We start from the raw sequence: 25,369 nt of genomic DNA on the forward strand, positions 1-25,369 counted from the left end.
CCGGCGCGGCCTCATCGACCGCACAGACCTCGCACACCTCTTGGCAGACCTCGCAGACCTCTTGGCAGACCTCGCAGACCTCTTGGCAGACCTCTTGACCGGGTGCCCGTGCCTGCCGTGTCCTAAAGGAACGGGAGGCGGAGGACGTGGTGCGAGAGCGGCGGGCAGCACGGGATGGCCGCCGGGCCCGGGAGTTCGAGGTATTCGTCGCGGGCGCGGGTGGCCGCCTGCTGCATGCGGCCGCGCTGCTCACGGCGGAGCCGACGGGGGACACCGAAGCCGCCGAGCGCCTGCTGACCGCCGCGCTGGCGCGCACGTACGCCCGCTGGGACCGGCTGCGCGGCGAAGATCCGTACGACCACACCCGCCGGACGCTGGCCGCCCTCTTCGCCCACCGGGGCCACCGCTACCGCCATCCGCGCGGCGGCCTCCTGGCCCGGCTCACCCCACAGGAACGGCTGGTGCTGGTGCTGCGGCTGTACGAGGGGGTCGCGGAGGAGCAGACGGCGGCGGCGCTCGGCCTCCCGGTCGAGCGGGTCCGGGCGATCTGCACCCGCGCGGTGACGGCGATGCGCAGCGCGGCGCCGCGACGCGGTGCCACCGGAAGGCCCCCGTCCGCCGGAACGTCTGCGTCCACCGGAACGCCCGCGTCCGCGGGACAGCCTCAGGCCGCTGGAACGCCCCCGTCCCCGGGAGCGCCCCCGCCCTCCGGAACGCCCCCGTCCGCCGGCCACCGGACGGTCACCGACGCGGCCGAAGCCGGGACGGGAGCCGGAGCTGGAGCCGGGCCCGGAACGGGAGCAGGGACCGGAGCCGGAGCCGGAGCTGGGACCGGGGTGGCGCCATGAGCTTTCCGGACCGCAAGGAGACCGAGGTCCGCCGGATGCTGGAGGGCCCGCATCCGGTCCTGCCGCCGGATCTGGCGGGCCGGGCGACCGAACGGGGGCGGCGGATGCTCCGCCGCCACCAGTTCGTACGCACCATCGGCTGGCTGCTGCTGTTCGCCGCGGTCGTCGCCTTCACCGTCTGGGCGGCGATCGTCGAACCGTGGACCGCGCCGCCGCCCACCGACACCACGCCACCCCTCGAAGGATGGTGACCGCCGGAGGAGCACGGTGACCGCCGAAGGAAGACGGTGAACCCCCGGAGGACCACGGTGACCGCCGGATGACGGCAGTCACCGCCGGAGGAAAGCGGTCAATGCGGGAGGAGGGCAGTCACCGCCGGATGAGGGCGGTCACCCGCCGAACGACGGTGACCGCCCTCAAAAGGCCGCAGCCCACACGGTCCGGCGTCAGGCGAGGGTGGCCGCCAGGCGGCCACCCACCCCAGCCGCCCCAGCCATCAGCCCAGCGCCTGGCTCAGGTCCATCAGCAGATCGTCGACCGACTCGATGCCCACCGACAGCCGTACGAGATCGGCCGGCACCTCGAGCGCCGAGCCCGCCGCCGAGGCGTGCGTCATCCGCCCCGGGTGCTCGATCAGCGACTCGACGCCGCCGAGCGACTCCCCGAGCGTGAACAGCCGGGCCCGGTCGCACACCTCGACCGCCGCCTCTTCGCCGCCCGCGACCTGGAACGACACCATGCCTCCGAAGGCCCGCATCTGCTTGGCCGCGATCTCGTGGCCCGCGTGCTCCGGCAGCCCCGGGTAGTAGACCCGGGTCACCTTGGGGTGCGCGGTGAGCATCTCCGCGATCCGCGTGGCGTTGGCGCTGTGCCGGTCCATGCGGACGGCCAGCGTCTTGATGCCGCGCATCACCAGCCAGGCGTCGAAGGGCCCGGCGATGGCGCCCATCGCGTTCTGGTGGAAGGCGAGTTCGTCCCCGAGGCCGGTGTCGGAGACGACCAGCGCACCGCCGACGACGTCCGAGTGTCCGCCCATGTACTTGGTGGTGGAGTGCACCACGACGTCCGCGCCGAGCGCGAGCGGCTGCTGGAGGTAGGGGCTGGCGAAGGTGTTGTCCACCACCAGCCGGGCCCCCGCGGTGCGGGCGATGTCGGCGACGGCGGCGATGTCGGTGATGCCGAGCAGCGGGTTGCTCGGGGTCTCGACCCAGATCACCTTCGTACGGGGGCGGAGCGCGGCCCGCACGGCCGCCGGGTCGGAGGTGTCGGCGACCGACCACTCCACCCCCCAGCGCTCCACGACCTTGGCGAACAGGCGGAACGTGCCGCCATAGGCGTCGTCCGGGATGACGACATGGTCGCCCGGCACCAGAAGCGTGCGCAGCAGGCAGTCCTCGGCGGCAAGACCGGACGCGAAGGCGAGGCCGCGGCGGCCACCCTCCAGCGCCGCCAGGTTCTCCTCCAGCGCGGTGCGGGTGGGGTTGGCGGAACGGCTGTACTCATAGCCGCCCCGCAGACCGCCCACTCCGTCCTGCTTATAGGTGGAGACCTGGTAGATCGGGGGGACGACGGCGCCGGTGAGCGAGTCGGCCTCCTGGCCCGCGTGGATGGCGAGCGTCTCGAAACTCTGAGGATGCCCCTCGGGGTGCTGGTGGCTCATGAGCCCGAGCGTAACGCCCGACGCGCCCGTGCTGGATTCAACGACCGCCGAGGCGCATAGGCTGGACCACAAGCCGTTCTGGGCCACCAGCCGTTACGGACCACCAGCCGTTCTGGACCACCAGCCGTTACGGAACTTCACACGGGGACACCTCATGGAGCTTCTGATCTTCCTCATCGCCATCGTCATGATCGGCGGGCTGATCGTCATGCCGGCCCTGCGACGGCGGCGCGGGGGCCGCGAGGCCATGCAGGGGGCGATGCGCGCCTCGGATCCGCAGGAGTACGGCTTCGTACCGCGTGAGCGGCTGGACGTACGGCTGCCCGGCCCGGACCGGCAGCTGATCGACGCCCTGGAGGAGGTCCAGGCCCGGCAGGACTGGCAGCCGGCCGCCCGCCTGCTCGCCCTCACCGACGCCACCTCGGAGCTGCGCTGGCAGCGGGTGCAGACGCTGGCCGGGGCGGCGGCCTTCGAGCTCGCCCAGGCCCCCGGCCGGGGCGGGATGTGGCTGCGCACCTGGCGGGTGGCGGCTCCCGAGGACCCGGGGGCTGCGGCGGTGCAGGCGGAGTTCCTGGTCCGGCAGGCGCTGCTCGACCCGTCCTCGGTCGACTTCCGGATGATCCTGGAGGAGGCCCGGGACGTCTGCCATGAGGCGGCCCGGCTGGCCCCGGACGACCCGGTGCCGCACATCATCGAGCTCGGCGTCGCCCGCGGTATGGCCTACCGGCAGGCCGACTTCGAGGAGCTGTGGTCCAAGGTCACCAAGCTCGCCCCGCACCACATGGGCGCCCACCTCGCCGCCCTCCACTACTGGTGCGAGAAGTGGCACGGCTCCCAGGACCGCGCCGACGCCTTCACCCACGCGGCCGCCGCCTCGGCCCCCGAGAAGAGCCTCCTGCCCGCGCTGCCCCTCTTCGGCGTCTTCGAGCACCTGCCGGAGGCCAACCTCGTGCGCACGCTCTACCGGAGCGAGGTGATCGTGAAGGCGATCGAGGGCGCGCTCTTCGCCGTCCGCCAGGCCCCCGCCGACCACCCGGTGCTGCCGCACGTCCGCCATCTGCTGGTCTTCTTCCTGGTCCGGGCGGAGCGGTACGCGGAGGCGCTGGAGCAGCTGCGCCACGTGGACGGCCATGTGGGCGCGGTCCCGTGGTCGTACGGGGCGGATCCGGCGGCCGAGTACACGGTCTACCGGGCGCTCGCGGTCGCGGGCTGGGAGGGCGGGGGCGGCTCCCCGGCGACGCTGCCTCGGTGAGACGCTGCCGCGGTGAGTCGCCGCCGCGGTGAGTCGCTGCCGTGGAGAGGGGGCGGGCGGCGGAATTCAGACACCCCGAAGCCCGTTGTACCAAGCACACGGCGCGGGGAGACACCCCGCGCCGTAAGAGCCGCACCAACGCAGGGACCGCACCCGCCCGAGGTAACGCACCCGCCCCGAGGGAAGACCCGCCCGAGGGACCACAGCCGCCAGCCGTATCCGCATGGGAGCCCAGTGATGTTGTTCAGCCGCCACAAGAACCACCTCCCCACCCCCGAGGAGGCGCTGAAGGGCCGCGCCGAACCGGGCTTCGCCGTCCCCGACCGCCACACGGTCCTCGGCAACCCGCTGGCCGGCCCGTACCCCGAGGGCCTGGTCGTCGCCGACTTCGGCCTGGGCTGCTTCTGGGGCGCGGAGCGGAAGTTCTGGCAGGCCCCGGGCGTCTGGACCACCCTCGTCGGCTACCAGGGCGGCCACACCGAGAACCCCACGTACGAGGAGGTCTGCAGCGGCCTCACCGGCCACACCGAGGCCGTCCGCGTCGTCTTCGACCCGACCGTCACCTCCTACGCCGCCCTCCTGAAGCTCTTCTGGGAGTCCCACGACCCCACCCAGGGCTTCCGCCAGGGCAACGACGTCGGCACCCAGTACCGCTCGGCGATCTACGCCCACTCCCCCGAGCAGCAGTCCGAGGCCGAGGCCTCCCGCGCCTCCTACCAGTCCGTCCTGACGGGCTCCGGCTACGGCGAGATCACCACCGAGATCCTCCCGGCGGGCCCCTTCTACCCGGCCGAGGCATATCACCAGCAGTATCTTGACCGCAACAAAAACGGCTACTGCGGCATTGGTGGGACTGGTGTTGCCTGCCCGATCGGCGTGGCCCCGGCGGATGGCTAGTCCGCCCGGTACGGACGGCCGTGTTGGCCTGTTCGCGCAACGGCCCAAGATCGTGCGTCAGCAGTGCCCCAGCAACGGGCACGGAGTGCCTGACTGGCGAACTGGCCTGTTTCCGCAGCGTTCCGGCCGATGAGGGGCTCTGCGTGCATGACAGTGACGTACGCGTCACAACATGCACTGCATGGCGACTTCGGGGGCACGAAGCAAGGCGCTGGGTGGGCTGGGCCAGTGGTGGGGAGTTCTGGCAGGTCTGCTGCTCATCGCGGCGTGGATCAACTCCTCTGCCGGGCCAGCCGTAGTGATCGCGCTCTCGGCGCTCACAGTCGCATGGTGCCTCTTCCAGGCGCCTGTGACATGTGGCGCTCCGGTACGCGGCCGTGACGACGGTTGCCGGAACAACGCGTCTGGCATCCTTCTCGGATGTCACATCCGTCAGCACCGCTGGCAGAAGCTGAAAATGCTCATCCTCCGTCGTCAGGTCCGTCAATTCTGCGCGGGCCTGTTCTCCGACGGAAAGGCCACCGTCGTCACCCTGGCAGGGGTAGGCAGCTTCGTGTCGGGCCTTGTCGCCCTTGTCCCCGGTGTCGTCGTGCACTGATCAATACGCACAAGCCCGCGCCGGACGCCCCTGGCCACGGATGATGTGGGGCGTCCGGCTACTCGCACGTCGGCCTTTAGGCGGCGACCAGTTCTCGCGCTCGTTCGTTGAAGTCGGCAACCAAACGGTGCCTGCCGAACGGTTTCATGCGCTTCTGCAAGTCCTGGACTGCCTCGACCGCTCGCGACGACTTGACCTGCTGCGTGAGAGAGATCGTCCGTACTCCCGCAGCGTGCGCCGCTTCCAGGTCCTTGCCCTGGAGATGCGAGGCAGCCAGCGCCGCATGGGACATGGCGCCCCGGCGCGCACGCTTCTGCTTACGAGCGTGGTCGATTGACCTGCGGGCATGCTCCTTGGCGTCCTCCGGCTCACCAAGATCGCGGAAGGTGTTGGCGTGCTCCCCATGCAGGTACGCCGGGTCGATGAAAGTGGCCCACTCCTGTTCCTCCCCGGGGCGCACGCTCTCGTACGAAGTCTCCGACTTCGCGACCGCCGACACTGCCGCACGCTTGTCACCGAGCTTGGCGCAAGCGCGAGCCTCCAGCGCCCAGAGATCGGCCAGGCATGCAGGGGATGCCGACTTGGTGAGTCCTGCGCGGCCCGACTGGGCGAGCCTTCGACCCTCCTCGGGATGCCCAAGAAGCGTGGCCTGATCCGCCATCCCGGCCAGCACATGCGCGCCGAGGGCCGGGTTACGCGACTCCTCGGCGAGACGGAGCGACTGGATCAGGTAGCGCTGCGCCGCCCCGTGCTCCCCGTTGTCGTACGCCATCCAACCCAGCAGATACGTCTGCTCGGCGGCGGCCTCGCAGAGAGCACGCCGAACCCGCTCGGTGTGGGTGCGACGGAGCAGCGGGAACACATGGGCGTTCATGTACGCGGCCAAGGTGAGGCGGCCCGATCCGCCCCCCTGGAAGATGTCCATCTCCTGGAAGACGCTGAACATGTTCCGAACGGCGCTGACGTCCTCCAGCCTCACCCGGGGTCCGGGCTTGGGCTGCTGGTCGAGCGTGCTCAACAGCCAGTCCCGGCTTGGTCCGATGCCCGCCACGGCGGCGAACGGTGCTGAGGCCAAGAACTTACGACGGTCCACGTCGGCCCTCCCCAAGTCGGCAACGGCTTCCACGGTAGCCAGGAAGGAAGGGCTGTACACAAGCCCTCTGTCCGCCGTCGCGCTGTCGCCGAGCCCCAGATCGTAGGTCGTGACTCGGTAGCCCATGGCCGCTGAGAACACATCCGTCAGGATGTCGGGTACCGGGGGCCGGGGTTGTTCTCCGGTCAGCCAGCGTCGAACGCTCGTGGCATCCGGGGCAATATGTGGCTGTCCCCATTGCTTGGCTTGAACTCTTGTTCGTCGGGCTAACTCGCCTTGACTCATTCCCGATCGATCCAGCCAATCGAACAGCTTTTCGTTCGGCGTTTTCATGATTCACGGCCTTCGGTCATGAACGAATGCGGAACCAACACCTTTCAACACCCCTACAGGCGCTACCCGCTGAAGTGCCACAGGGGTTGCCTAGGTGTACCCCCGCGACCGGGCGAACGGTCCGGGGGCGTGGTCAACGCTGCGAGGAGCGCCAACATGAGAGAGCGTATCGCCGGTCGGGTCGAACAGTCGTCGTTGTTCGCACATCGCTGTACCGGGCCAGAGGTGGTGAGCTGATGAGCGCACGCCCCCGACTTCTCCCCTGGTCCGATCCGAGTGGCAAGCCGTGCTACCTCGCCACCGATCACCACGGTTACGTCTCGCAGGTCGCCGACGAGATGGAGGACGTACAGCTCCGCACAGGAACGGAACTCCTCGCTATCGGCCGGGAGATGCTGAACGAAAAGAAGGTGAGCGCCGGAGAATTACGGTTTCTTGGAAACCGTCTCTGCGAAGCGCTACGCGATGCTCTGCGGGTGGCCGAGAGCAGAGGCAAGCGGCTGCCCGAACCCGAGGAGTGAGGCGCGGTGCCCGGTCGGTGCGCCGTGGGCACGCCGCCGGCCGTAGAGGCTTTGGACCGGAGCTGCCACGGGGCGAGGGAACAGGGGGCCTTACGCTGGCCCGGCGAATCGGGCGGGTCTGTGATCCTGCCCGCGTTTGCGACCGATCGGCCCCCTGTTCTTCGAGGCTCGCCCCGTGGTGGCTGTCCAAAGCCTCGGAGGCCGTCGGCCACCAGCCACAAAGCGCCAGCCCCGACAGACGGATGGGCGTGTCCGCGCTCCTCAAGATGCGCTGGCAATGCGGGCGGTGGGCGCCCGGCGGGACCGGCCGCCAGGCCGCAGCCCGGCGAGGCGGCCAGACCGCCCGGCGCGCCGCAAGGCGCGCCCTTGAGTAAGTGAAGACGGTTTCCGCATGGCAAGCGAGGAAATAGCGCATAACTTCCATGGGCAGCAGGGGTGCGACACATGACCCATATCAGCGCCCGCGAATGGGGACGAAAGCAAGCGGCCAACGCTCCCGCTTGGAGCGAAGAACGATGGCGCCGCATATCCAGGATACTCGGCGTTGATCTCGTGGAAGACGATCGGCGAGATCACAAATCGAGAGGGAAGCATAAACGAAGGTAACGCAGCGAATACCAAAGAGGGGCGCAACCATCGCGCCCCTCTTCGCCGTATTGAGGCTAGCTTTCCGTCCACTTGGGAACGAGGAGGTCGGGGTTAAATGGGCGCCTACCCCCTCCGCCGACTGGAAGAACGATCACAGCATGCAGTGCTTCGCGGATGAGAGCACGCTTCTGGGCCATGTCGAGCTTTCCCGAATACCACTGCTCCCGGACGTCCTCTGTGACCACTGAAGCACGCTGAACCTGCAAGGCGTGCTGCGTCCGCTCCTTGCGAAGTACCTTGATCCGGGACTCCATCTTGTGGTTCTCCGGAAAGAACAGCTCATCCGAGATCTGGTCTTCCTGCCAAGCCTGCAACATCTTCCGCTGCTTGACCATGAGGCGATCAAGTTCCTCCTGCCCACCCCACTCGGCATCTAGCTGAGTCTTGGCCGCAGTACGCTCCTCCAGCTTCGCCAGGACCGATTCCGTGATGTACTCGTCGACCTTGGCGCCGTTCCGGGCACTTCCACCACAGCCACCCATGGACCGGCTCGGGCACTGGTAAACGTATCCGCCTGAGAGATCCGGCCTGGCACTCACCCGTAAAGGGGCGTTACATATCTGCCCGTCCCCTTTTGGCTTCCCGCATCGAAGAATCCCCGTGAGGAGGTACGAGGGAGTGCGGTAGTCCGTGACCGTACCGTCCGCTTTGATGTTAGGTCCAATCCGCGCCGAAAAGAGAGCGTCGATGGCCATCCATTCCTTCGGCGTAATAATGGACTCCCATTTACCGACTACAGGGAGGCCGTTGGCATCTCGCACCAACTCCCCATTGTGTTTACGCCAGCCGCACAGCCGAGGATTCCATAGTGCCAGCTTGAGTGACCGGCTTCGCCATTCGTTGCCATGGACCGTCCGCACCCCCGCGTCATTCCATCGCAGTTGAATGGAGTGCAAGGATTTCCCTGCGATCACATCCCGTGCAGCTTCGGCCAGAAGTGCGGCCTCTTCTGGCTCAAGCGTTAGCTTGTCATCCGTCCACCCAAACGGGCGTTTCCCCCCGACGGGGATTCCCTCCTCTGCCCGTCGCCGATGCGAGCGACGAGTACGCCGCTTGATCTTGCGCACTTCGGCCTTGGCGATGACCACCCCGAAGAGCCCCATGGATTCGACGTCTTCGTTGTAAAGGTCCTTGAGCCCCTTGGCGTCCGCGTACACCCGCCCGTCCTCATAGGTCAGGGCATCCACGAAGCGCTCGTAGTCGCCGACGCGCCGCACCAATCGGTCATCCGCAACGACGATCGCGCCACGCACCGGCTGGCCATCCGGGAGATGTCCGGCCTTGAGCGCCCTCAGCATGGCCTCGAAGTCGGGCCGCACAAGATCGGCTTTGGCCGCTGAAAGATCGTTGTCCGTGTAGTAGTGAACGATCTTCAGGCCCAGCGTTGCAGCCGTCTCGTCGTTCACCCTGTGCTGATCTTCGACTCCGTGCCCATCCCTGGCCAGATCTGCGGAGATCCGCGCGTAGGCCACCACCGGCACTAACTGAGCGTCGTTGGTCATGCTGCCCCCTGTAGTCATCCCAGAGAAATACTGCCCGAGAAATAGGAATATAACCAGCAGTACTTGGACAACCCCGGTCGGCTACTGCGGCATCGGCGGCACGGGCGTCAAGCTGAGTGACCCGTCCGACGGGGGCACCTGCCCGACGGGGATCGCCCCCGCTGGAGGCTGAGGGTCCCCGCCTCACTCGTTCGGGCGATGCGATCGGGCTCGCGCTCGCACTCGATACGCTGCTCCCAGGGATCAGAATCTCGCCCATGGGAGCAGCAATGACCACCTCCGCCACTGGGCAGCCACTCATTCCTCAGCCGCCTGCCACTGTCACGGCCCTTCGCCAGGCCGTCGCGCAGATCGCCCCCGCCGCCCTTCCCGCCTTCACGCGGGAGCTGGATCAAGCGGCCGACCAGTCCCGGCAGGCTTCCGACCTGGCCCCTCTCCAGCGATTCATCGCCCAGTGGGCCGTCTACGTACACATTCAGCGGCAGCCGGAGATCGCGAAAGAGTTCCGTCACTGGGAGGACGCTGCCGAGACAGGCGACGCGACCCAGGCCCGACGCGCAGCGTCCGCGATCGGCAGGATCCTGGACGACGCACATGCCGCGCTCGGACTCCCACCTCGATGAGCGTCGGCTGGCGCTGGGAGTACGACCCCGATCACGCTCACGTGGCAGGCGGCATCCCCGCTCACGTGGTGACCGAAGTGGAGCGTCTCGCCGGGCAACTGGTCGACCTGGCCGGCATGGGTGTCGATGTCAGCGACCACGGCAACGGCCCGCGGGCAGGGGGGATACGCCGCATGGACGCGGCAGGCGGCTACTTCTTCTTCCTGGTGGCACCACGCGACCAGCTGATCGTTATCGTCCGGATCATGCCACCGTTCCAAGACCTCTAGGCGGGCGCCGGGGTCACACGGCAGCACAGGCCCGGCGGCACGGGCGTCTCCTGCCCGATCGGGGTGGCTCCGGCGGAGGGCTGACGTCCACTCCCGTGGTCAGCCCCTACGCCTTCCGGCCCTCCAGGCCCGCTCCGCGCAGCACCCGTGCGGCAACCACACCGGACAAACAGAATGGAAGGTGGAGCGACCGGGGCACTATGGGCGTAGCGGCGTCATGCGCAAGAGGCGGTGGCCGATGACGGACGACAGCGGCGGCGGGGGTATCTGGGGGTGCGCCCCGGCGCGGCTGGGCGAGCTGCTGGATCTTCTCGATGAGGCCGTCGTCATCTGCGACCGGGCCGACGGGCCCGTCCGCGGGTTCAACCGCGCCGCCGCCCACCTCTTCCCCCGGCTGCGCCCGGGCGGGCCGGTCAGCATGTCAGCGGCCGCGCCCCTCGCCCGGGCCGCCGCCCAGCAAGCGGAGCGCTTCTCCACCGCTTACGAGGGCCGTGGGCTCAGTGGTCGTCTGCACACCGCGGGTGGGCTCACGGTGTGGCTGGTCCATCAGGTCAGCAGCGCTCAGGAGGCCGAGGCCGCGCTGGCCCGTGAGCGCGACAGGTCGGCCTTTCTGGAGGAGACCACCCGGCGCCTGGGCGCCTCGCTCCATCACGGCCGTACCGTTCATGCGCTGGTCGAGATCGTGATCCCTAAGCTGGCGGACGCGTCCGTGGTCGTCCTGCCCGTGAGCGGGCGGCGTACCCGCTGGCACCGGGCGGGTCCGGGTGATGCCCGGTGTTCCGGGGAGGTGGCGGTCGAGACGCTGGAGCGGGTGCCCAAGGTCGCGGACGCGCTGTACGGGCTGCAACCGCGCCCCACTGTCGTACGCCCCCAGGAGATGGACGCGCTCGACGAGGTCATGCCCGGTGAGTTCGGTCGGGACGAGGCCGCGCTGGTGGTCCAGCTCACCGCGGGGGGCGTCCCGGCCGGTGCGCTGATCATGCTGCGCGGCCCGGAGCGTGCCCGCTTCGACGACGCGGACATCGACCTGGCGCACCGGTTCGCCATACGGGCCGGACTCGCGCTGACCTCGGCGGCGCTCTACTCGCAGCAGGCCCATACCATCGCCGTCCTGCAGACCAGTATGGCTCCCGAGCCGCTGCCGTCGGCCGACGGCCTCAGGCTCGGCGCCGCCTACCGGCCGGCCGCGGAGGCGCTGCGCATCAGCGGCGACTTCTACCATGTGGCCCCTTCCGCCGCGGGCGGGGTCACGTTCTTCTTCGGCGACGTGTCCGGCAAGGGTGCGGAGGCCGCGGTGGTGGCAGGGCAGGTACGGCAGAGCATGCGCACCCTGGCCATGGTCCGGACGGAGCCCGAGCCCCTGCGTGACCTCCGGCTGCTCAACGACCTCGTCATCAGTGCCGGCCACCGCTTCACGACCCTGGTCACGGGTTCCGCCCGCCCCTGCGACGACGGCTCGGTGAAGGTGGAGATCGCCAGCGGCGGCCACCTCTCCCCGCTGGTCCTGCGGGGCGACGGAAAGGTGGCGGAGATCGTCTGCGAGGGCATGCTCCTGGGGGCGGTGCCCGATCCCAGTTTCGGCCGTACCGAGTGCCGTCTCGAACCCGGTGAGTTGATGCTGCTCTACAGCGACGGGGTCACGGAGGCGCGAGGGGGCGCGAGCGGGCGGGAGATCTACGGCGATGAACGCCTCGTCGACGCGCTCGCGAGCTGTGCCGGCATGCAGGCGCCGTCGGTCGCCGAGCGGCTGGAACTCCTCACGACCGAATGGCTCGCCGGCCGCCCGCACGACGACATCTCCCTCCTGACGCTTCAGGCACCTCCGCGCCGTGGCTCGGCGTCCGGCGATGCCGGGGAGTCCGAGGCCCCATGACCGGCACCGGGATCACCGACGCCGTCCGGGCGGACTTCGACACCTGCCTGGCGAGTGCGGACGAGGACGGAGCGCTGGAGCTGGCCACCGGCCTGGTGACGAGCGGCGTGAGCGCGGAGGACGTACTGCTCGGCCTGGTGGCACCCGCCCAGGTGAGGGTCGGTCAGCGGTGGGAGTCCGGCGAGTGGACGGTGGCGCAGGAGCACGCGGCCACTCATGTCAGCCGACTGACGGTCGACGCGATCGCGTCCACCGCCCGCACCCGCGGCACCGCCCCCACCCCTGCGGGGGCCGGCTCACCCCGCCAGGTGCTGGTGGCATGCAGCGACGGCGAATGGCACGTTCTGCCCTCCCACATCCTCAGCGAGGTGCTGCGGCTGCGCGGCTTCCAGGTGCGTTCACTCGGCGGCTCGGTCTCCCCGCACGAGCTTCTCTCGGACGTCCATCAGAGCGGCCCTGACGTCGTCGCTCTGTCCTGCACCCTGTCGTGGAACCTTCCGCTGGCCCACCGGCAGATCGAGACCTGCAGATGCGCCGGCGTTCCCGTCATGACGGGCGGGCCGGGGTTCGGCCCCGAGGGCACATGGGCGTACGCCCTGGGCGCGGACCTGTACGCGGCCGACGCCCGTAGCGCCGCGGAAGCGCTGCTCCGCCCCTGGCCCCCGGTGACCTGCGGGGAGTCGTCGGTCCAGCCCGGTGCCGTGGAGGCGTACGCCGTACTCGTCCGGCAACGCCCCGAACTGCTCGATCACGTGACCCATGCGCTGCGTGACGTACTCCCCGGCCTGCGGAACCGCTCGGGCATGGAGCACGAGGAGGCCGCCGATTTCCTCGGCCGGCTGCTGGATTCCCTGGCAGCGGCCGTATTCGTGGACGACGAGCGCGTCCTCACCGGCCACCTCGCCTTCGCCACGGCCTACCTCACCGCCCGCTCGGTGAGCCCCCACTGCCTCCTCGTCCTGACAGACGCCCTGACCAATCGCCTACGCGAGTCCCCCCGAGCCCTGGCCACCCTCGCGGCGGGGCGCCGATGGCTCACGGAGCGGGAGGCGGGCTCCCGCCCGGGCGAATGAAACGGGCGGGGCGGCGACGGTCTCAGCAGACTGATTCGCCACAAGAAATTCGGTCGAAGGGGCCGAACTCCGTCGCTAGCGTATGGCGGATGGACATCCGGGCGTTCGAGGAGCGTGACTGGTCGCAGGTCTGGCCGATCGTCGAGCAGATTGTCCGTAAGGGAGATACCTTCTGCTACGACCCGCACCAGACCGAGGCGCAGGCCCACGAGATGTGGGTGGTGCCGCCCCCGGGACATGTCGTGGTGGCCGTGGAGGGCGAGCGGGTGCTCGGCACCTCGAATATGTACCCCAATCGGCCCGGTCCTGGTGCCCATATCGCCAGTGGCAACTTCATGGTGGCGTCCGAGGCGCGCGGCCGCGGTGTCGGTCAGGCGCTGGGCGAGTATCTGCTCAACTGGGCCTCGGCCAGCGGCTTCGCCGGTGTGCAGTTCAATGCGGTCGCGGCTTCGAACGCCCCTGCTGTCGGGCTGTACGAACGCCTCGGGTTCGCCCTCATCGGTACCGTGCCGGGCGCGTTTCTCCATCCGGAGCTGGGGCCGGTCGGACTGCACGTCATGTATCACGACCTGGGTGCCTGACCCCGTTCAGGCCGGTCGCCCGGTTGTCTCACGCGGCGGTTCGCGTCGCGGTGATCACCACCGTTGCGTACGGCATCGTGAAGCTGCCGCCCATCGCGTCGATGGCCGCACCCACGCCCTCCAGCACCTCCGCCAGCTTGGCCGGGGGGAGCCGGGTGAAGGCGCCCTGGGTGGGGATCTGGTCCAGCCAGGCGTCCCGGGTGTAGGTCCGCTCCCAGTCGAACCGCCACTGCTCCGGTTCGCCGAACGCGCCCGTCTCTCGTATCCCGTCGGCGGCCTTGGTGAGTATCGGCTGATTGGCGTCCAGGCCGCCCCGCGTCATCGCCCGGAAGTCGAACGGCGCGTCGGGTACGGCCCGTTGGTAGCTCGTGGCGACGGTTTCCGCCAGGTCGGACGGGAGCTGGAAGACGTTCCAGAACGCGGCCAGTCGGGCGTGGGGCCGCAGCACCTGGGCGGCCTTGGCCGCTCCCGCGACCGGGTCGATCCAGTGCCATGCCTGGCCCGCGATCACGGCATCGAATTGGCGACCTGCCGGGTCCCAGGCCTCGAACGTCGCGACGTCGACCTCCGTCCCGAGCCGCCGCGCCACCTCGGCCATCCGTGCGTCCGGCTCGACTCCGAGCACCGTGCGGCCCGCGTCCTGGAACTGCCGGGCCGCGATACCGGTGCCACAGCCGACGTCGAGGATGGCGGGGACGTCGGGGACGTCGGAGACGTCGTGGCCGGGGCCGCCGGTGGCGATCCGGTCCACCATGGCCTGGGGATAGCGGGGCCGCGCCTGGTCGTAGCGTTCGGCATCCGAGCCGAACGACTCCGCCATCTGCCGGTGTTGATGAGGCTCGTTCTCGGAAAACGGTAGAGTGGGCATGCGCCCACTATGAGTGGGCACATGCCCACTCGTCAACGGAGCGGGCCCGACGAGGTGAGGAGGGACGCACGGTGCCGACAGGGGTGGCCATGCGTGACGTACGCGAGCAGCTGTTCCACGCCGCCGAGCGCGTCCTGCTCCGGGACGGGCCGAGCGCGCTGACCAGTCGGGCGGTCACCACGGAGGCGGGCTGCGCCAAGGGCGTCCTGCACCGGCACTTCGCCGACTTCGACGCCTTCCTCGCCGAGCTCGTCCTGGATCGCATCGCCCGGCTCGACCACCAGTCCGCCGCCCTGCGCGACTCCGCCGGGACCGGCGCCGTCGCCGACCACCTCGCCGACGCGCTGACGACCCTGTTCGAGTCGGTAGCCGTGGCCATCATCAGCCTCGTCACCGCGCGCGACGAACTACGCGCCCGGCTCCGCGAAACCACGCCGACCGGCGTGCCGCTCCTGACGGAGGCCACGGCCATGATCGCCTCCTACCTCGCCGCCGAACGGGACCGGGGCCGCATCGCACCCGACGCCGACATCGACGCGCTCGCGCCGACGTTGATCGGCGCGGGCCACCTCCTCTTCGCGGACCGCGAAGCCGGGCCGCCGGATGCCGGGGCCCTCCGCAAGGTGGTGACCACCGTCATCGCCGAGGCCGTGCGGGATGCTCGGCCCTGACCCGACGATGTCGGGCGGACGGAACCCGACGCACAGGCCGGCACGTCCGCCCCCCGCCGCTACCGTTGTTGCCCCCGCTCGGCCCACGACCGACCGGGATGCCCTCTGCGGCACGCACCCCGTTCAACCATGGACCGGAGGCCAGACCATGACCGCTGCCACCCGTGATCTGTTCGAGCGCTACCACGCCTGCTGGGAGTCCCGCGACCCTGACCGGATCGCCGGACTCCACACGGCCGACTCGGTGTTCCACCTGCACTCCGGCCAGGAGCCCGTACGCGGGCAGGCGGCCGTCCGCGAGGCGGCGGCCGGGATGTTCGAGCTGGTCCCCGACCTGGCGTTCGACCTGGTCTCGCTCCGCGTCGGGGAGGACTTCTGGGTCGTCCAGTGGAAGCTGAGCGGCACCTCCGCGGCCGGGGGCGCGGTCGACATCGACCTCGCGGACTTCGTCCTGGTCGAGAACGGGGCGGTGAAGGAGAAGCATTCCTACGTCGACGGGGTGGCGATGCAGGCGGCGCTGGCGCCCAACGGGGCCGCCTCATGATGGAGTTCATCGGTGGGAGGACAATCACCGGCTATGGTCATCGATTACCGCAAGCCCCCCAAGGCTTCCGCCCCCGCGATCAGTCTGGAAAAGATAACCGCCCAGGCTCCGGGGCTGGTCAGCCACTACAAGACGGCGGCGGTCTCGCTGGCCGAGCACGGCGCCGAAGGACAGCGTGCCGCGGTGTACCTGGTTCTGGACCGTTCCGGGAGCATGCGCCCGTACTACCGTGACGGCTCCGTACAGCACTTGGCGGAACAGACACTGGCCCTCGCGGCGAACCTCGATGACGACGGGATCGTGCCGGTCGTCTTCTTCTCCACGGAGATCGACGGGACGGCTGAGATCAGCCTCGATGCCTACCAGGACCGGATCAACCCCCTGCACGACTCGATGGGGCACATGGGCCGCACCAACTACCACGTCGCCATGCAGGCCGTCATCGACCACTACCAGTCGTCCGGAGCCGACGACCCGGCATTCGTCGTCTTCCAGACCGACGGCTCCCCCACGTCCAAGGCGGCGGCAGAGCATGTGCTGTGCACGGCCGCGAAGCTGCCCATCTTCTGGCAGTTCATCGGGTTCGGCAACGACGAGTTCCGCTTCCTCCACAGGCTGGACGACCTGCCGGTGCCCAACCGGCGCATCGTCGACAACGCCGGCTTCTTCGCCACCGGACCGACACCGAAGGGCCTCTCCGACGCCGCGCTCTACGATCAGCTGCTCCATGAGTTCCCGCAGTGGCTCGCCGCCGCCCGCTCCGCCGGGGTCCTGAAGGGCTGAGGACTGCCGGGCCGGGAGCATGGGCATCCCAGGGCATGTGGCTACGCTCGCGGCGGCCACCTCGCCCGGCTCGACCATGGGCGGGCCCCGCTCCCGACCGGCCGGAGGGCCCCGGATGCGCCCAGATGACCTCACCGGCCGCGCCCGGACCGTGCTCCTGACCCGCCAGCGCCACCGCCGTACGACCCTCCCCCGGTACGCCCGGGCTTGGGGGTATGTGCAGGATGCCACCGTCGGGTACGGCTACCTGCCGGTACGTGCCGCGGTGTGGCTGCTGACCCTGCTCGCCACCGGAACCACCGTCTTCGCCCTGCACCCGCCCCACCCGCCCAGTGGTACGGACCATCCGGTGTTCAACCCCGTGATGTACAGCCTGGACCTGCTCCTTCCCGTGATCGACTTCGGCCAGGAGCGGGCGTTCCAGCCGACGGGGCCGAGTCAGTGGATCGCCTGGCTCCTGATCGGCGCGGGCTGGCTGCTGGCCACGGCCCCCGCGGCGGGCATCACGCGGGTGCTCTCCCGCCAGTAGTCGGGGGTTGATCAGGTAATGGGGCCGTCAAAGGTCGCCAGGCGGCTCAGCGCCCGCATCGCCGCGTGCTCTATGCGGGCAAGGTCGTGGAGGATGGCGCCGGCCTGGACGAGGCACTGCGTGTCGCCCGATGCACCGGCGTGGGTGATGAGTGCCGCGACTTCCGTCCAGAGGGTGGCCGCCTCGCTGTACAGCCCGTGGCCGGTGCGCAGGTGGTCGCTGTCGAGCAGTTGGGTGCATTCGGCGAGGAAGTCGCGGTAGAGGTTGCGGAACAGGGCGCCGCCGGTGCCGGCCTGCTCCATCAGGAGAGCGGCCTGCGGTAGGTCCCGCCGCGGGTCGTCGGTCCGCTGGAGCCATGTGCGTACCTGCTTGCCGGCCTTCTCGATGCCTCGGTGTCCGAGGTTGGCGATGGGCGGGTTGAGGAAGGCGTCGGCGCAGGCGGTGATGGCGGGAATGAGGTGGGCCTGGGGTGGGGCGGGCAGGTTGCTCGGGACGGTGAGAGTGAAGGACCGGTGCCTGGCGGTCATCGGGCCGCGCGCGGCCCGGGCCCGGGCGAGGCTGGTCAGGCTGGTGGTCACCGTTCCGCCTTGCTGATCGGTGTCCACCAGGTACGCGTCGTGGTCGTCGTAGCCGTACATGGCGACGACATGGCCGCCGAAGTGCACCTTCGAGCCGAAGTAGTCCAGGTGATAGCTGTCGAGCTGCAGTCCGACGGGGCGGCCGGCCTCGATGGGGGCCGCCACGTTCTCCCAGGCCCGGCGAGGGGAGGTGGTCTCCTGGACCACGAGGTCCAGCCCGAGTCCGGTGGCCAGGTTCCTGGTCAGCTCGAAGGGCTTGACCCGTCCCCCGAGGAAGGGGAAGCCCATGCTCTTGCTGTCCCAGTAGATGAAGGACAGGCCGGAGCCGAGGCCGAAGAGCATGGGCTCGGAGAGATCGAGCCCCTGGTGCCGCAGCAGCACCCCCAGAGCCGACGTCTCGCAGTGCCGCGTACCGCGGGCGGCCGGGGGAGCAAGGTCAATCACCGTGGTCATGCCGCGGTTTCCTGGACGGGAATGATCAGCCGGGTCATCCATTCCTCTTGCGGTGCCTCTCCCGGCCCGACGAGATAGACCTCACGCACCGGCGCCTGCGGACGCAGTCCGCGCTCGTGGACAGCGGCGAAGAGAGCGTTGTAGGCCAGGGGCAGCTGGACGTAGGACCCGATGTGCACGGTCTCGGCGACGGGCCCGCCGGGCAGCGTCTGGAACTCCAGGCCGGGCGTCCCCTCCCCCTGCGAGGTCCGCGCCCCGACGGCGATCTCCATCCGCTCCTCCAGATCCAGCGGATACAGCCCCCACAGCGGCGGCTCCCAAGCGATTCCCTCCTTGCCGAGCACGGGCATCAGCCGGCCCACGCACGCCCCGAACGTCTCGCCGATCTCCTCGAAGGCGCAGACCGCCCGCACCACCGCCAGCCGTCGCTCGGGTTCTCTGCCCATCGTCACCTCATAGCCGGGAAGGCCGCCCTCCGCCAGCCGCTCCAGCATCTCCAGCCGCGCCTGATCCCTGCTGATCCGCTCGGCCAGCCGGTCCCGCTCGGCGCGCAGGATCCGGGCCCTGGATTCGGGCTCGGCGGCCAGCGCCTGGGCGATCACCGCCAGGGGGAGATCCATTTCGCGCAGCAGGGCAACGGTCAGGGCATCACGCGCCTGCTCAGGCGCGTAATAGCGGTAGCCGGAGTGGGCGTCCACGTGGACCGGGGCCAAGAGCCCCGTCTCGTCGTAGTGCCGTAGCTGCTTGATGCTGAGCCGGCACAGGCGGGCGAAGCGCCCAATGGTGAGAAGTTCTTCGTACATGCCGTCATGGTGGACTCTCCGACGGTGGGAGAGTCCACCGCTGTACCCATCGGCCCGAGACCGCCCTACGACTCGCCGCCGAACCGGGACGGATCTCGCGTCGCCCGAGGGAATGTCCTTGAGGAACTGCGCCTTGGTCAGTGCGCGTTCGAGATGGTGCGTGCACTCGGCCACGCGCAGGGCGGACTCGGGCTGTACCGAGGCGACTGTCGCTGTCTGCTCCACCGCCAGCGTCTGATGACCAGCCGGAGCCAGGCGGGGATGACGCCCAGGGTGGTGACCAGCCGACGGGCAACGCCGCCTCTCTCCACGGGGCCGCCCCCGCCCAACGTCCGGCCCTTATCGGGCAGTCGAGGCCTCGTCGGTACGATCGGCGCGGAACGGGAATGCGTCCCACGGAGGTGCAGGTCATGTCCGAGTCGAGCGTGTCCGGGGCCGGGGGTGGGGTCGGCCGGAGTGATTCGCCTGGCGTTGGGTTGGGGCCCACCGCCGTTGTCCTTGGTGTCTTCTCCGTTGCCGGCGCTTGGGTGCCCGCGCTCGCGATGGTCACCCTTCCGTTGGCGATCATCGGCGGAGCGCTCGGCGCTGTCCTCGGTGCCATGGGCATCCACCACGCACGCCGCGGCGTCGGGCGGCTGTGGGCCGCCATCGCCGGAACGGCCCTGGGTGTTGTGGGGTTCCTCGGCTCCACCGCTGTCATCTGGAGCATTGGCGGCTAGCGCGGTGGCCGGGCGGGTGTAAGTGGGGCCAGGGCGATGGGCCCCGCCGCGGTGGCGGCGGTTGAGCCGAGGAGCAGGTCGGTCAGGTTGTGGGGCCGTGCCTGTTCGCCGGTGGGAATCGCCGCTGTGATCCGGTCCAGGCGGAAGCCTCGGCCGGCGCGTCGGGTGCGGCACCAGGCGATGAGGTACCAACGGCGGTTGGCGGTGAGCAGTCCGGCCGGTTCCACGACGCGGTTGCTTTCGTATCCTGCCGCGTCGGTGTAGCACAGCCGCAGCACCAGGTTGTGGGAGAGGGCCTGTTCCACCGCGGTGCGGACCTCGGAGTCGGTTCGCGTCGGCAGCGTAACGATGCGTGCGGCGAGTGTCCGGGCCGCCGTCGAGGCGGGGCCGGTCATCGAGGCCGCGATCTTCTGGGCTGCCGTACGGGCCGCACCGGCGTAGGGGGTGGAGGCGTCGGCCGTGGCGAGCGCGGCGGTCAGCGCCGAGGCTTCATCGGTGGTGAAGTGGATCGGGGGCAGGGTCATCTCGGGGGCGATCGACCAGCCCCCGCCCCGTCCGGGCGTGGTGCGCACCGGGACACCCGTCTGCATCAGAGCCTGGAGGTCGCGCTGCACCGTGCGGGTGCTGATCTCGAACCGCGCGGCGAGCGCCGCGACCGTCAGCGGTCGCGGCGCGGCCGCGCGCAACTCTTCCACCAGCGCATAGAGCCGGGCCGTGCGGTTCATGAGGCCGACGCTACCGTCACGCGGTGGCCAGGAAGTCCCGCTCCCGCCGGTGTTCCCGCTCGGTGACGGTCAGCGGGAAGAGGGTGAAGCCGTGCATCGCGCCGGCGACGACGCCGAGTTGCACGGGCGCGCCCGCCGCCTGCCATCGCCCGGCCAGAAACAGGGAGTCGTCCAGCAGTGGATCCTGCGTGCCGACGACGATCCGGGCGGGCGGCAAGCCGGTCAGGTTCGCGAACAGGGGTGAGACCTCGGGGTCGCGGCGCTGCTCCGCGCCCATCCCTGGGGTGAAGAGCTCGTAGGTGCTCCGGAGCGAGTCGGTATTGCTGAGCAGCTGCCTGGAGCCGAATGACCGCTGGCTCGGTGTCATCGACAGGTCGTAGGGGCCGAAGAGCAGGTTGGCCGCCCGGAACGCGCCGGTGATGCCATGCCGGTCGCGAAGGCGTAGCAGTGTCACGACACTCAGGTGGGCACCGGCCGATTCGCCACCGATCAGCAGCCGTTCGGTACCGAACTCGGTCGCGGCGTGCTCCACCAGCCATCGGGCGGCCGCTTCGCAGTCGTCGGGCCCGGCGGGGAACGGGTGTTCCGGCGCCAGGCGGTACTCCACACTCACCACCGCGAGCCGTGCCCGCACGGCAAGCCGCCAGAGCCGTTCATCCTGCCCGTCCGCGGAGCCGAATGCCCAGCCGCCTCCGTGGATGTGCAGGTACACGCCGTCGACGCGATCCGGTACGAACGACCGGACCTTCACCCCGCCCTCAATGAGGCGGACTTGGGCGTGCGCCAGTCTCACCGGTGGTGTGTCGCCGCCGACCCGGTTGCGCCGCAGGAGCGCCAGCGTGGCCGCGCTGGGGGATTGCCCGCGGGCCGGACGGCTCGCCGCGGCAGCCTCGAACTGCTCGTTGAAGGCCAGGGTCTCGGCGAGGCAGTCCTCATCTGTGATCGTCATGCGCAGACGGTCGCAGCAGTCCGCGACACCACCCTGTCACCCTTTCCGTGTGAGCTACGTCATGATCCTGGCCTGCTGCTCGCTACCACACCACGGGGACCCGCTCGAAGCTGTCCGTGAGGACTCCCTCGCGCCGCGCCAGTTCGGCTGACGGGACCGCCAGGTCGAGACCGGGCAGGCGCTCCAGCAGGACCTCAAGGGCGACCTGGAGTTCGGTGCGGGCCAGGGACTGGCCGATGCAGGAGTGGGCGCCGGCGCCGAAGGCCAGGTGGCGGTTGGGGGAACGGGTCAGGTCCAGTTGGTCCGGGGCGGAGAACATCCGCTCGTCGCGGTTGGCGGAGGCGACGACCGACAGCGTTGTGCTGCCCTTCGGGATCACCTCGCCGTTCAGTTCGATGTCTTCCGTGAGGTAACGCGGCATGCCCGGGCCCCGGTTGACGTCGAAGCGCAGCAGCTCCTCGACGGCCGGGCGGATCAGCGCGCGGTCGTCCAGCAGGCGCTGCCAGCGGGAACGGTCGTCGAGCAGAACCGGCACCAGCTTTCCGATCACGCTGGACGTCGTCTCGTGCCCGGCGTGCATCAGCCCCTGCATGATCTGGACGAAGACCGCCTCGGGCAGGCGGCGGTCGGCGGCGTCGGTGATCTCGATCAGCTTGCTGAGCAGGTCGTCACCCGGTTCGCGTCGCATCCGGGCCAGATGCTCGCCCAGATAGGTCGCGAGGTCGTGGCGGGCGGTGCGGGTCTCCCGCTGGCCGTAGCGGTCCTGGCCGAACAGGGCGCCGGACCAGTACGAGAAGCGGTCCCAGTCCTGCTCCGGTACGCCCAGCAGGGCACCGACGACCCGCACCGGAAACGGATACGCGAAACCCGCCCAGAGGTCCGCGGGCTTGGGCCCGGCCTCCATGGTGTCCACCAGGGCATGCGCGATGGCGACGATCCGGGGGCGGAGCGCGGTGACCCGCTTGGCGGTGAGCGTCTGGGCGACCAACCGCCGCCAGCGCTGGTGCCGTTCGCCCGTGCCGGTCCCGTCCGGGCCCGCCTCGCTCCGGTCCCTCGGGAAGCGCGGGTCGGACAGCATCGTGTGCACATCCGCGTACCGCGTCAGCACCCGCACCGGCTCCCCACTCGACCGCAGCGTCAGCTCAGGCACCGGGCACCCCTCCGCCCGCAGCGCCGCCCATTCCTTCGGGGGCTCCAGGGGGTGCTCCGCTACGAACGGGAAGTCGCCCAGGGGGCAGCGCGCTTGCGTGCTGCCTTCCGCTTTCGGGCCGCCTTCCGCTTTCAGACCGCCTTCCGCCTTCGGGCCGCCTTCCGCCTTCGTCTCGTCTGCCACTTCCGCTTCGGCCATAGGGCGCCTCCAGAGACGTACGAGTGCGGACGACATGCGGCGAACAGTTACTCACCCCCCATGAGCCAAGTCAAAGCGGCTACCGGTTACGGCGGTTGGCTGCCTTCATCCGCGTCAGGTCACGGGCGACGCGCCGCCCACAGCGTGCGCTCGGCGCGGACCGTGAGGTCATCGCGCCGTACGACGCCGTCGGGGCCGTCGCTGTCGATGAGGTGGTCGAGTGTGGCCAGGTCCTCGGAGCTCAGCTTTTCGGCGACGCGGGAACGCAGCATTCCAAGGGAAGCCCGGGCGTAGCGGCCGACGGACTCCGGCAGCGGGGGACGCAGATCGATGGTGAAGGCGCGCTCCACCTCGACGGCGAATCCGGCGGCGGAGAGCCGGGGGCCCCAGTCGGAGCCCAGGTCCGGCAGGCTCTCGGTGTGGGCTTCGGCCCGTGCGGCGTGACAGCGGGCTTCGAGTCCGGGGCGCCCCCGGCCGATGTCGTCGGGGAGGAACCGCGGGAAGCCGGCCATCTCGATCACCGCCAGGAGTCCACCGGGGCGCAGCGACTCGAAGATCTGCCGCAAGCCGCGGTCGGGATCGGTCAGGTGGTGGAGGGACGCCGACGCCCACACCAGGTTCACGGCGCCGAAGTCCGGCCATGCGGCGTCCAGATCCGCCTGGACGGTGCGCACCCGGTCCTCCACTCCGCGTGCGCGGGCCTTGCCGCGGAGGTGGTCCAGGAGCCGCGGGGAACGGTCCGCGGCGATCGCCTCGGCGCCCTCGAACCGCTGGAGCAGGGCGAGGGTTCCGGCACCGGTGCCGCTGCCCAGGTCGAGGATCCGGTGGGGCGGTTCGTCTCGCGCCAGCTGGGCCAGGACAGCCGTCGCTTCGGACAGGAAGGTGTGCAGGACTTCGGCGTCGAGGTCCAGGAGTTCGGCCATGGCCGCCTCGCCCCACTCGTCCGCATCAGTCGCGTTGTGGTGGTGATGGTGATGGTGATCCGTCATGCTCCGAGCGTAAGAGGGTATTGCTCCAGCGACATACCATCTTGCTCATGACGCAAGAGGACAGCGCTCTCGACGGCTTGGTCCGCAAGCGGATCAGGGGACTGCGTTCGGCCTTGGGCTGGTCGCTGGACGATCTGGCCGCCCGTTGCTATCTCAGCCCCTCCACGCTGAGCCGTATCGAGACGGGCCATCGGCGGATCAGCCTCGATCAGTTGAGCGCGATAGCCCGGGCCCTCGGGACCACTTTGGATCAGCTGGTGGAGTCGGACGCCGACGATGACGTGATCATCCGGCCGCAGCACGACATGGCGCGCGGGCTGACCACCTGGATGCTGAACCGGCAGCCCGGGGTCATCGTGGCCAAGATGCGCCTCACCAAACCGGCCCCGACCAGTGCCAAGGCACTGAAGGTCCATCCGGGCAGGGACTGGTTCACGGTCCTGTCCGGAGCCGTCACGCTCGTGTTGGGGGACCGGCGAATCCACGTCGAGACCGGGCAGGCCGCGGAGTTCTCCACCATGATCCCCCACGCCTTCGGGGCGCACGACGGACCGGCGGAGATCCTGGGCATCCTGGACCAGGACGGCCGCCGCACCCATCTGCGGCCGCGGTCGAAGGGGGATGAGGGGCGGTCGTCGGCCGAGGAAGAGGCCGAGGGCTGAAGGCCCCGGGTGCCCCCGCCCGTGCCGTGCTCCGCTCCCCTCGCGTCAGGCGGGGTTGGCGGATTGGGCGCGGGAGAGGGCCACGTCGAGGACGACCAGGAGGGCGTCGCGGACCGAGTGCGTCTCGCGGGCGTCGAAGACGATCAGGGGGACGTGTTCGGAGATGTCCAGGGCCCAGCGGACCTCGTCCAGATCGTGCTGGACCTCACCGTCGAAGGCGTTGATGGCGACGGCGAACGGGACGTCCTTGTGCTCGAAGTAGTCCACCGCCGCGTAGCAGTCGTCCAGGCGGCGGGTGTCCACGATCACCAGACCGCCGAGGGCGCCCTCGACCACGTCGTCCCACATGAAACCGAAGCGGTCCTGGCCCGGCGTGCCGAACAGGTAGAGCTTCAGCTTCGGGTCGATCGTGATGACGCCGAAGTCCATGGCGACCGTGGTGGTGGTCTTGCCGGGGGTGTGGGTGAGGTCGTCCACGCCCGCCGCGACCTCCGTGATCAGCGCCTCCGTGGTCAGCGGCCGGATCTCGGAGATCGCCCCCACGGCCGTGGTCTTGCCGACCCCGAAGCCACCGGCGATGACCAGCTTGACCGGCAGCGGCGGTTCAGCTGCTGTCGCGGAGTGAGCCCCGTGAGTCGGGGACGGCACGGAGACCATCGATAACCCTTCGCAGTACGGAGATGTCGTGGACGGTCCCGGCGTTCGGGACGTGGACCGCCAGATGTCCCGCGGCGCGCAGGTCCTCCGCGAGGACCCGGACCACGTTGAGATGCAGATGCAGCCGGGCGGCCAGCTCCGCCACCGACTGGGGACGCCGGCAGGCGGCGACGATGTCGCGGCGTTCGAAGGTGAGCGAACGCAGGGCGGACAACCCGTCCGGCGTCGTCACGATCTGGGTCTCGACGGGGAGCGGCGGCCCGGTGCCGCTCCCGGCCACCCGACCGGCGGTCAGCAGGAACGGCCGGATGGCGGAGGCG

Annotated in this window: 28 protein-coding genes and 2 pseudogenes; 18 read left to right on the forward strand and 12 right to left on the reverse strand. The window is 69.9% G+C overall.

Annotated elements, in window-relative coordinates:
* Positions 1–149: 149 nt before the first annotated feature.
* Together J8403_RS16995 and J8403_RS17000 are read left to right on the forward strand one after the other, a co-directional pair.
* Positions 150–632 (forward strand): annotated as a pseudogene (locus tag J8403_RS16995) (sigma factor-like helix-turn-helix DNA-binding protein); the annotation flags it as partial.
* A gap of 212 nt (positions 633–844) precedes the next feature.
* The gene (locus tag J8403_RS17000; protein ID WP_211123930.1) at positions 845–1,099 is read left to right on the forward strand and encodes a hypothetical protein; all 255 of its coding nucleotides are present in this window, start codon (positions 845–847) and stop codon (positions 1,097–1,099) included.
* 245 nt (positions 1,100–1,344) lie between these two features.
* On the opposite strand, the gene J8403_RS17005 is transcribed toward J8403_RS17000, so the two are convergent.
* Positions 1,345–2,508: a cystathionine gamma-synthase gene (locus tag J8403_RS17005; protein ID WP_059147877.1), complete on the reverse strand. Its 1,164-nt coding sequence runs from the start codon at positions 2,506–2,508 to the stop codon at positions 1,345–1,347.
* 154 nt (positions 2,509–2,662) lie between these two features.
* Here J8403_RS17005 and J8403_RS17010 point away from each other — a divergent pair, with 154 nt between their 5' ends.
* The 3 genes from J8403_RS17010 to J8403_RS17020 all read left to right on the forward strand — a co-directional run bounded on the left by J8403_RS17010 (position 2,663) and on the right by J8403_RS17020 (position 5,255).
* Positions 2,663–3,760, forward strand: coding sequence for a hypothetical protein (locus J8403_RS17010; protein ID WP_211123931.1), 1,098 nt, complete (start codon positions 2,663–2,665; stop codon positions 3,758–3,760).
* A 237-nt stretch (positions 3,761–3,997) separates the two neighbouring features.
* On the forward strand, positions 3,998–4,657 hold the full coding sequence (gene msrA / locus J8403_RS17015; protein ID WP_211123932.1) for a peptide-methionine (S)-S-oxide reductase MsrA: 660 nt from the start codon (positions 3,998–4,000) through the stop codon (positions 4,655–4,657).
* Between the two features lie 181 nt (positions 4,658–4,838).
* Positions 4,839–5,255, forward strand: a complete 417-nt coding sequence (locus J8403_RS17020) for a hypothetical protein (RefSeq protein ID WP_211123933.1) — start codon at positions 4,839–4,841, stop codon at positions 5,253–5,255.
* Between the two features lie 76 nt (positions 5,256–5,331).
* Here the strand turns inward: J8403_RS17020 and J8403_RS17025 are convergent, their stop codons facing one another.
* On the reverse strand, positions 5,332–6,681 hold the full coding sequence (locus J8403_RS17025; protein ID WP_211123934.1) for an NsdA family TPR-like regulatory protein: 1,350 nt from the start codon (positions 6,679–6,681) through the stop codon (positions 5,332–5,334).
* Positions 6,682–6,917: 236 nt separating this feature from the next.
* Between J8403_RS17025 and J8403_RS17030 the strand changes: the two genes are divergently transcribed.
* Entirely contained in the window at positions 6,918–7,202 is a 285-nt protein-coding gene (locus J8403_RS17030) for a hypothetical protein (protein WP_211123935.1), read from the forward strand.
* Between the two features lie 662 nt (positions 7,203–7,864).
* Here J8403_RS17030 and J8403_RS17035 read toward each other — a convergent pair.
* Positions 7,865–9,352: a recombinase family protein gene (locus J8403_RS17035; RefSeq protein WP_211123936.1), complete on the reverse strand. Its 1,488-nt coding sequence runs from the start codon at positions 9,350–9,352 to the stop codon at positions 7,865–7,867.
* Positions 9,353–9,400: 48 nt separating this feature from the next.
* Between J8403_RS17035 and J8403_RS43680 the strand changes: the two are divergent.
* The 6 genes and pseudogenes from J8403_RS43680 to J8403_RS17060 form a co-directional block, all read left to right on the forward strand.
* Positions 9,401–9,524 (forward strand): annotated as a pseudogene (locus J8403_RS43680) (peptide-methionine (S)-S-oxide reductase MsrA); the annotation flags it as partial.
* A 97-nt stretch (positions 9,525–9,621) separates the two neighbouring features.
* Entirely contained in the window at positions 9,622–9,975 is a 354-nt protein-coding gene (locus J8403_RS17040; protein ID WP_211123937.1) for a DUF6247 family protein, read from the forward strand.
* Positions 9,972–10,244, forward strand: coding sequence for a hypothetical protein (locus J8403_RS17045; RefSeq protein WP_211123938.1), 273 nt, complete (start codon positions 9,972–9,974; stop codon positions 10,242–10,244). Before J8403_RS17040 ends, J8403_RS17045 begins: the two co-directional genes overlap by 4 nt.
* A 238-nt stretch (positions 10,245–10,482) precedes the next feature.
* Positions 10,483–12,117 (forward strand): PP2C family protein-serine/threonine phosphatase, encoded by a 1,635-nt coding sequence (locus J8403_RS17050; RefSeq protein WP_211123939.1) that lies wholly within the window; start codon positions 10,483–10,485, stop codon positions 12,115–12,117.
* Positions 12,114–13,190 (forward strand): cobalamin B12-binding domain-containing protein, encoded by a 1,077-nt coding sequence (locus tag J8403_RS17055; protein WP_211123940.1) that lies wholly within the window; start codon positions 12,114–12,116, stop codon positions 13,188–13,190. The genes J8403_RS17050 and J8403_RS17055 overlap by 4 nt, the downstream gene beginning before the upstream one ends.
* Before the next feature lie 89 nt (positions 13,191–13,279).
* Complete coding sequence (locus tag J8403_RS17060; RefSeq protein ID WP_211123941.1) at positions 13,280–13,771, forward strand: GNAT family N-acetyltransferase; 492 nt, start codon at positions 13,280–13,282, stop codon at positions 13,769–13,771.
* A 28-nt stretch (positions 13,772–13,799) separates the two neighbouring features.
* Here J8403_RS17060 and J8403_RS17065 read toward each other — a convergent pair whose 3' ends face one another.
* Positions 13,800–14,639, reverse strand: a complete 840-nt coding sequence (locus J8403_RS17065; RefSeq protein ID WP_425519800.1) for a class I SAM-dependent methyltransferase — start codon at positions 14,637–14,639, stop codon at positions 13,800–13,802.
* 71 nt (positions 14,640–14,710) lie between these two features.
* Between J8403_RS17065 and J8403_RS17070 the strand changes: the two genes are divergently transcribed.
* From J8403_RS17070 to J8403_RS17085, 4 genes are all read left to right on the forward strand, one after another.
* Positions 14,711–15,310, forward strand: coding sequence for a TetR/AcrR family transcriptional regulator (locus J8403_RS17070; RefSeq protein ID WP_211123942.1), 600 nt, complete (start codon positions 14,711–14,713; stop codon positions 15,308–15,310).
* A gap of 148 nt (positions 15,311–15,458) precedes the next feature.
* Positions 15,459–15,854: a nuclear transport factor 2 family protein gene (locus J8403_RS17075; RefSeq protein WP_211123943.1), complete on the forward strand. Its 396-nt coding sequence runs from the start codon at positions 15,459–15,461 to the stop codon at positions 15,852–15,854.
* A 33-nt stretch (positions 15,855–15,887) separates the two neighbouring features.
* Complete coding sequence (locus tag J8403_RS17080) at positions 15,888–16,637, forward strand: vWA domain-containing protein (protein ID WP_211123944.1); 750 nt, start codon at positions 15,888–15,890, stop codon at positions 16,635–16,637.
* A 115-nt stretch (positions 16,638–16,752) separates the two neighbouring features.
* Positions 16,753–17,166 carry a hypothetical protein gene (locus tag J8403_RS17085; protein ID WP_211123945.1) on the forward strand — a complete coding sequence of 138 codons (414 nt, stop codon included), beginning with the start codon at positions 16,753–16,755 and terminating at the stop codon, positions 17,164–17,166.
* Between the two features lie 11 nt (positions 17,167–17,177).
* On the opposite strand, the gene J8403_RS17090 is transcribed toward J8403_RS17085, so the two are convergent.
* Together J8403_RS17090 and J8403_RS17095 are read right to left on the reverse strand one after the other, a co-directional pair.
* A complete protein-coding gene (locus tag J8403_RS17090) occupies positions 17,178–18,197 on the reverse strand; it encodes a BtrH N-terminal domain-containing protein (protein WP_211123946.1) in 1,020 nt (339 codons plus the stop codon).
* Positions 18,194–19,000 carry a MerR family transcriptional regulator gene (locus J8403_RS17095; protein ID WP_211123947.1) on the reverse strand — a complete coding sequence of 269 codons (807 nt, stop codon included), beginning with the start codon at positions 18,998–19,000 and terminating at the stop codon, positions 18,194–18,196. The genes J8403_RS17090 and J8403_RS17095 overlap by 4 nt, the downstream gene beginning before the upstream one ends.
* A 410-nt stretch (positions 19,001–19,410) precedes the next feature.
* On the opposite strand from J8403_RS17095, the gene J8403_RS17100 reads away from it, so the two are divergent.
* On the forward strand, positions 19,411–19,719 hold the full coding sequence (locus tag J8403_RS17100) for a hypothetical protein (RefSeq protein WP_211123948.1): 309 nt from the start codon (positions 19,411–19,413) through the stop codon (positions 19,717–19,719).
* Here the strand turns inward: J8403_RS17100 and J8403_RS17105 are convergent.
* The 4 genes from J8403_RS17105 to J8403_RS17120 form a co-directional block, all read right to left on the reverse strand.
* A complete protein-coding gene (locus J8403_RS17105; RefSeq protein ID WP_211123949.1) occupies positions 19,716–20,444 on the reverse strand; it encodes a helix-turn-helix transcriptional regulator in 729 nt (242 codons plus the stop codon). The two genes, J8403_RS17100 and J8403_RS17105, sit on opposite strands and share 4 nt — an antisense overlap.
* A 16-nt stretch (positions 20,445–20,460) precedes the next feature.
* On the reverse strand, positions 20,461–21,393 hold the full coding sequence (locus tag J8403_RS17110; RefSeq protein WP_211123950.1) for an alpha/beta hydrolase: 933 nt from the start codon (positions 21,391–21,393) through the stop codon (positions 20,461–20,463).
* A gap of 82 nt (positions 21,394–21,475) precedes the next feature.
* Positions 21,476–22,543 carry a cytochrome P450 gene (locus J8403_RS17115; protein ID WP_343245302.1) on the reverse strand — a complete coding sequence of 356 codons (1,068 nt, stop codon included), beginning with the start codon at positions 22,541–22,543 and terminating at the stop codon, positions 21,476–21,478.
* A 317-nt stretch (positions 22,544–22,860) separates the two neighbouring features.
* Positions 22,861–23,730, reverse strand: coding sequence for a class I SAM-dependent methyltransferase (locus J8403_RS17120; protein ID WP_211123952.1), 870 nt, complete (start codon positions 23,728–23,730; stop codon positions 22,861–22,863).
* Between the two features lie 47 nt (positions 23,731–23,777).
* Here J8403_RS17120 and J8403_RS17125 point away from each other — a divergent pair, with 47 nt between their 5' ends.
* On the forward strand, positions 23,778–24,392 hold the full coding sequence (locus tag J8403_RS17125) for a helix-turn-helix domain-containing protein (protein WP_211123953.1): 615 nt from the start codon (positions 23,778–23,780) through the stop codon (positions 24,390–24,392).
* 45 nt (positions 24,393–24,437) lie between these two features.
* Here J8403_RS17125 and J8403_RS17130 read toward each other — a convergent pair whose 3' ends face one another.
* A complete protein-coding gene (locus tag J8403_RS17130) occupies positions 24,438–25,049 on the reverse strand; it encodes a GTP-binding protein (RefSeq protein ID WP_211123954.1) in 612 nt (203 codons plus the stop codon).
* Complete coding sequence (locus J8403_RS17135) at positions 24,997–25,359, reverse strand: DUF742 domain-containing protein (protein WP_211128290.1); 363 nt, start codon at positions 25,357–25,359, stop codon at positions 24,997–24,999. The genes J8403_RS17130 and J8403_RS17135 overlap by 53 nt, the downstream gene beginning before the upstream one ends.
* Positions 25,360–25,369: the final 10 nt, after the last annotated feature.

The sequence above is a fragment of the Streptomyces yatensis genome, assembly GCF_018069625.1.
Classification (GTDB): domain Bacteria; phylum Actinomycetota; class Actinomycetes; order Streptomycetales; family Streptomycetaceae; genus Streptomyces; species Streptomyces yatensis.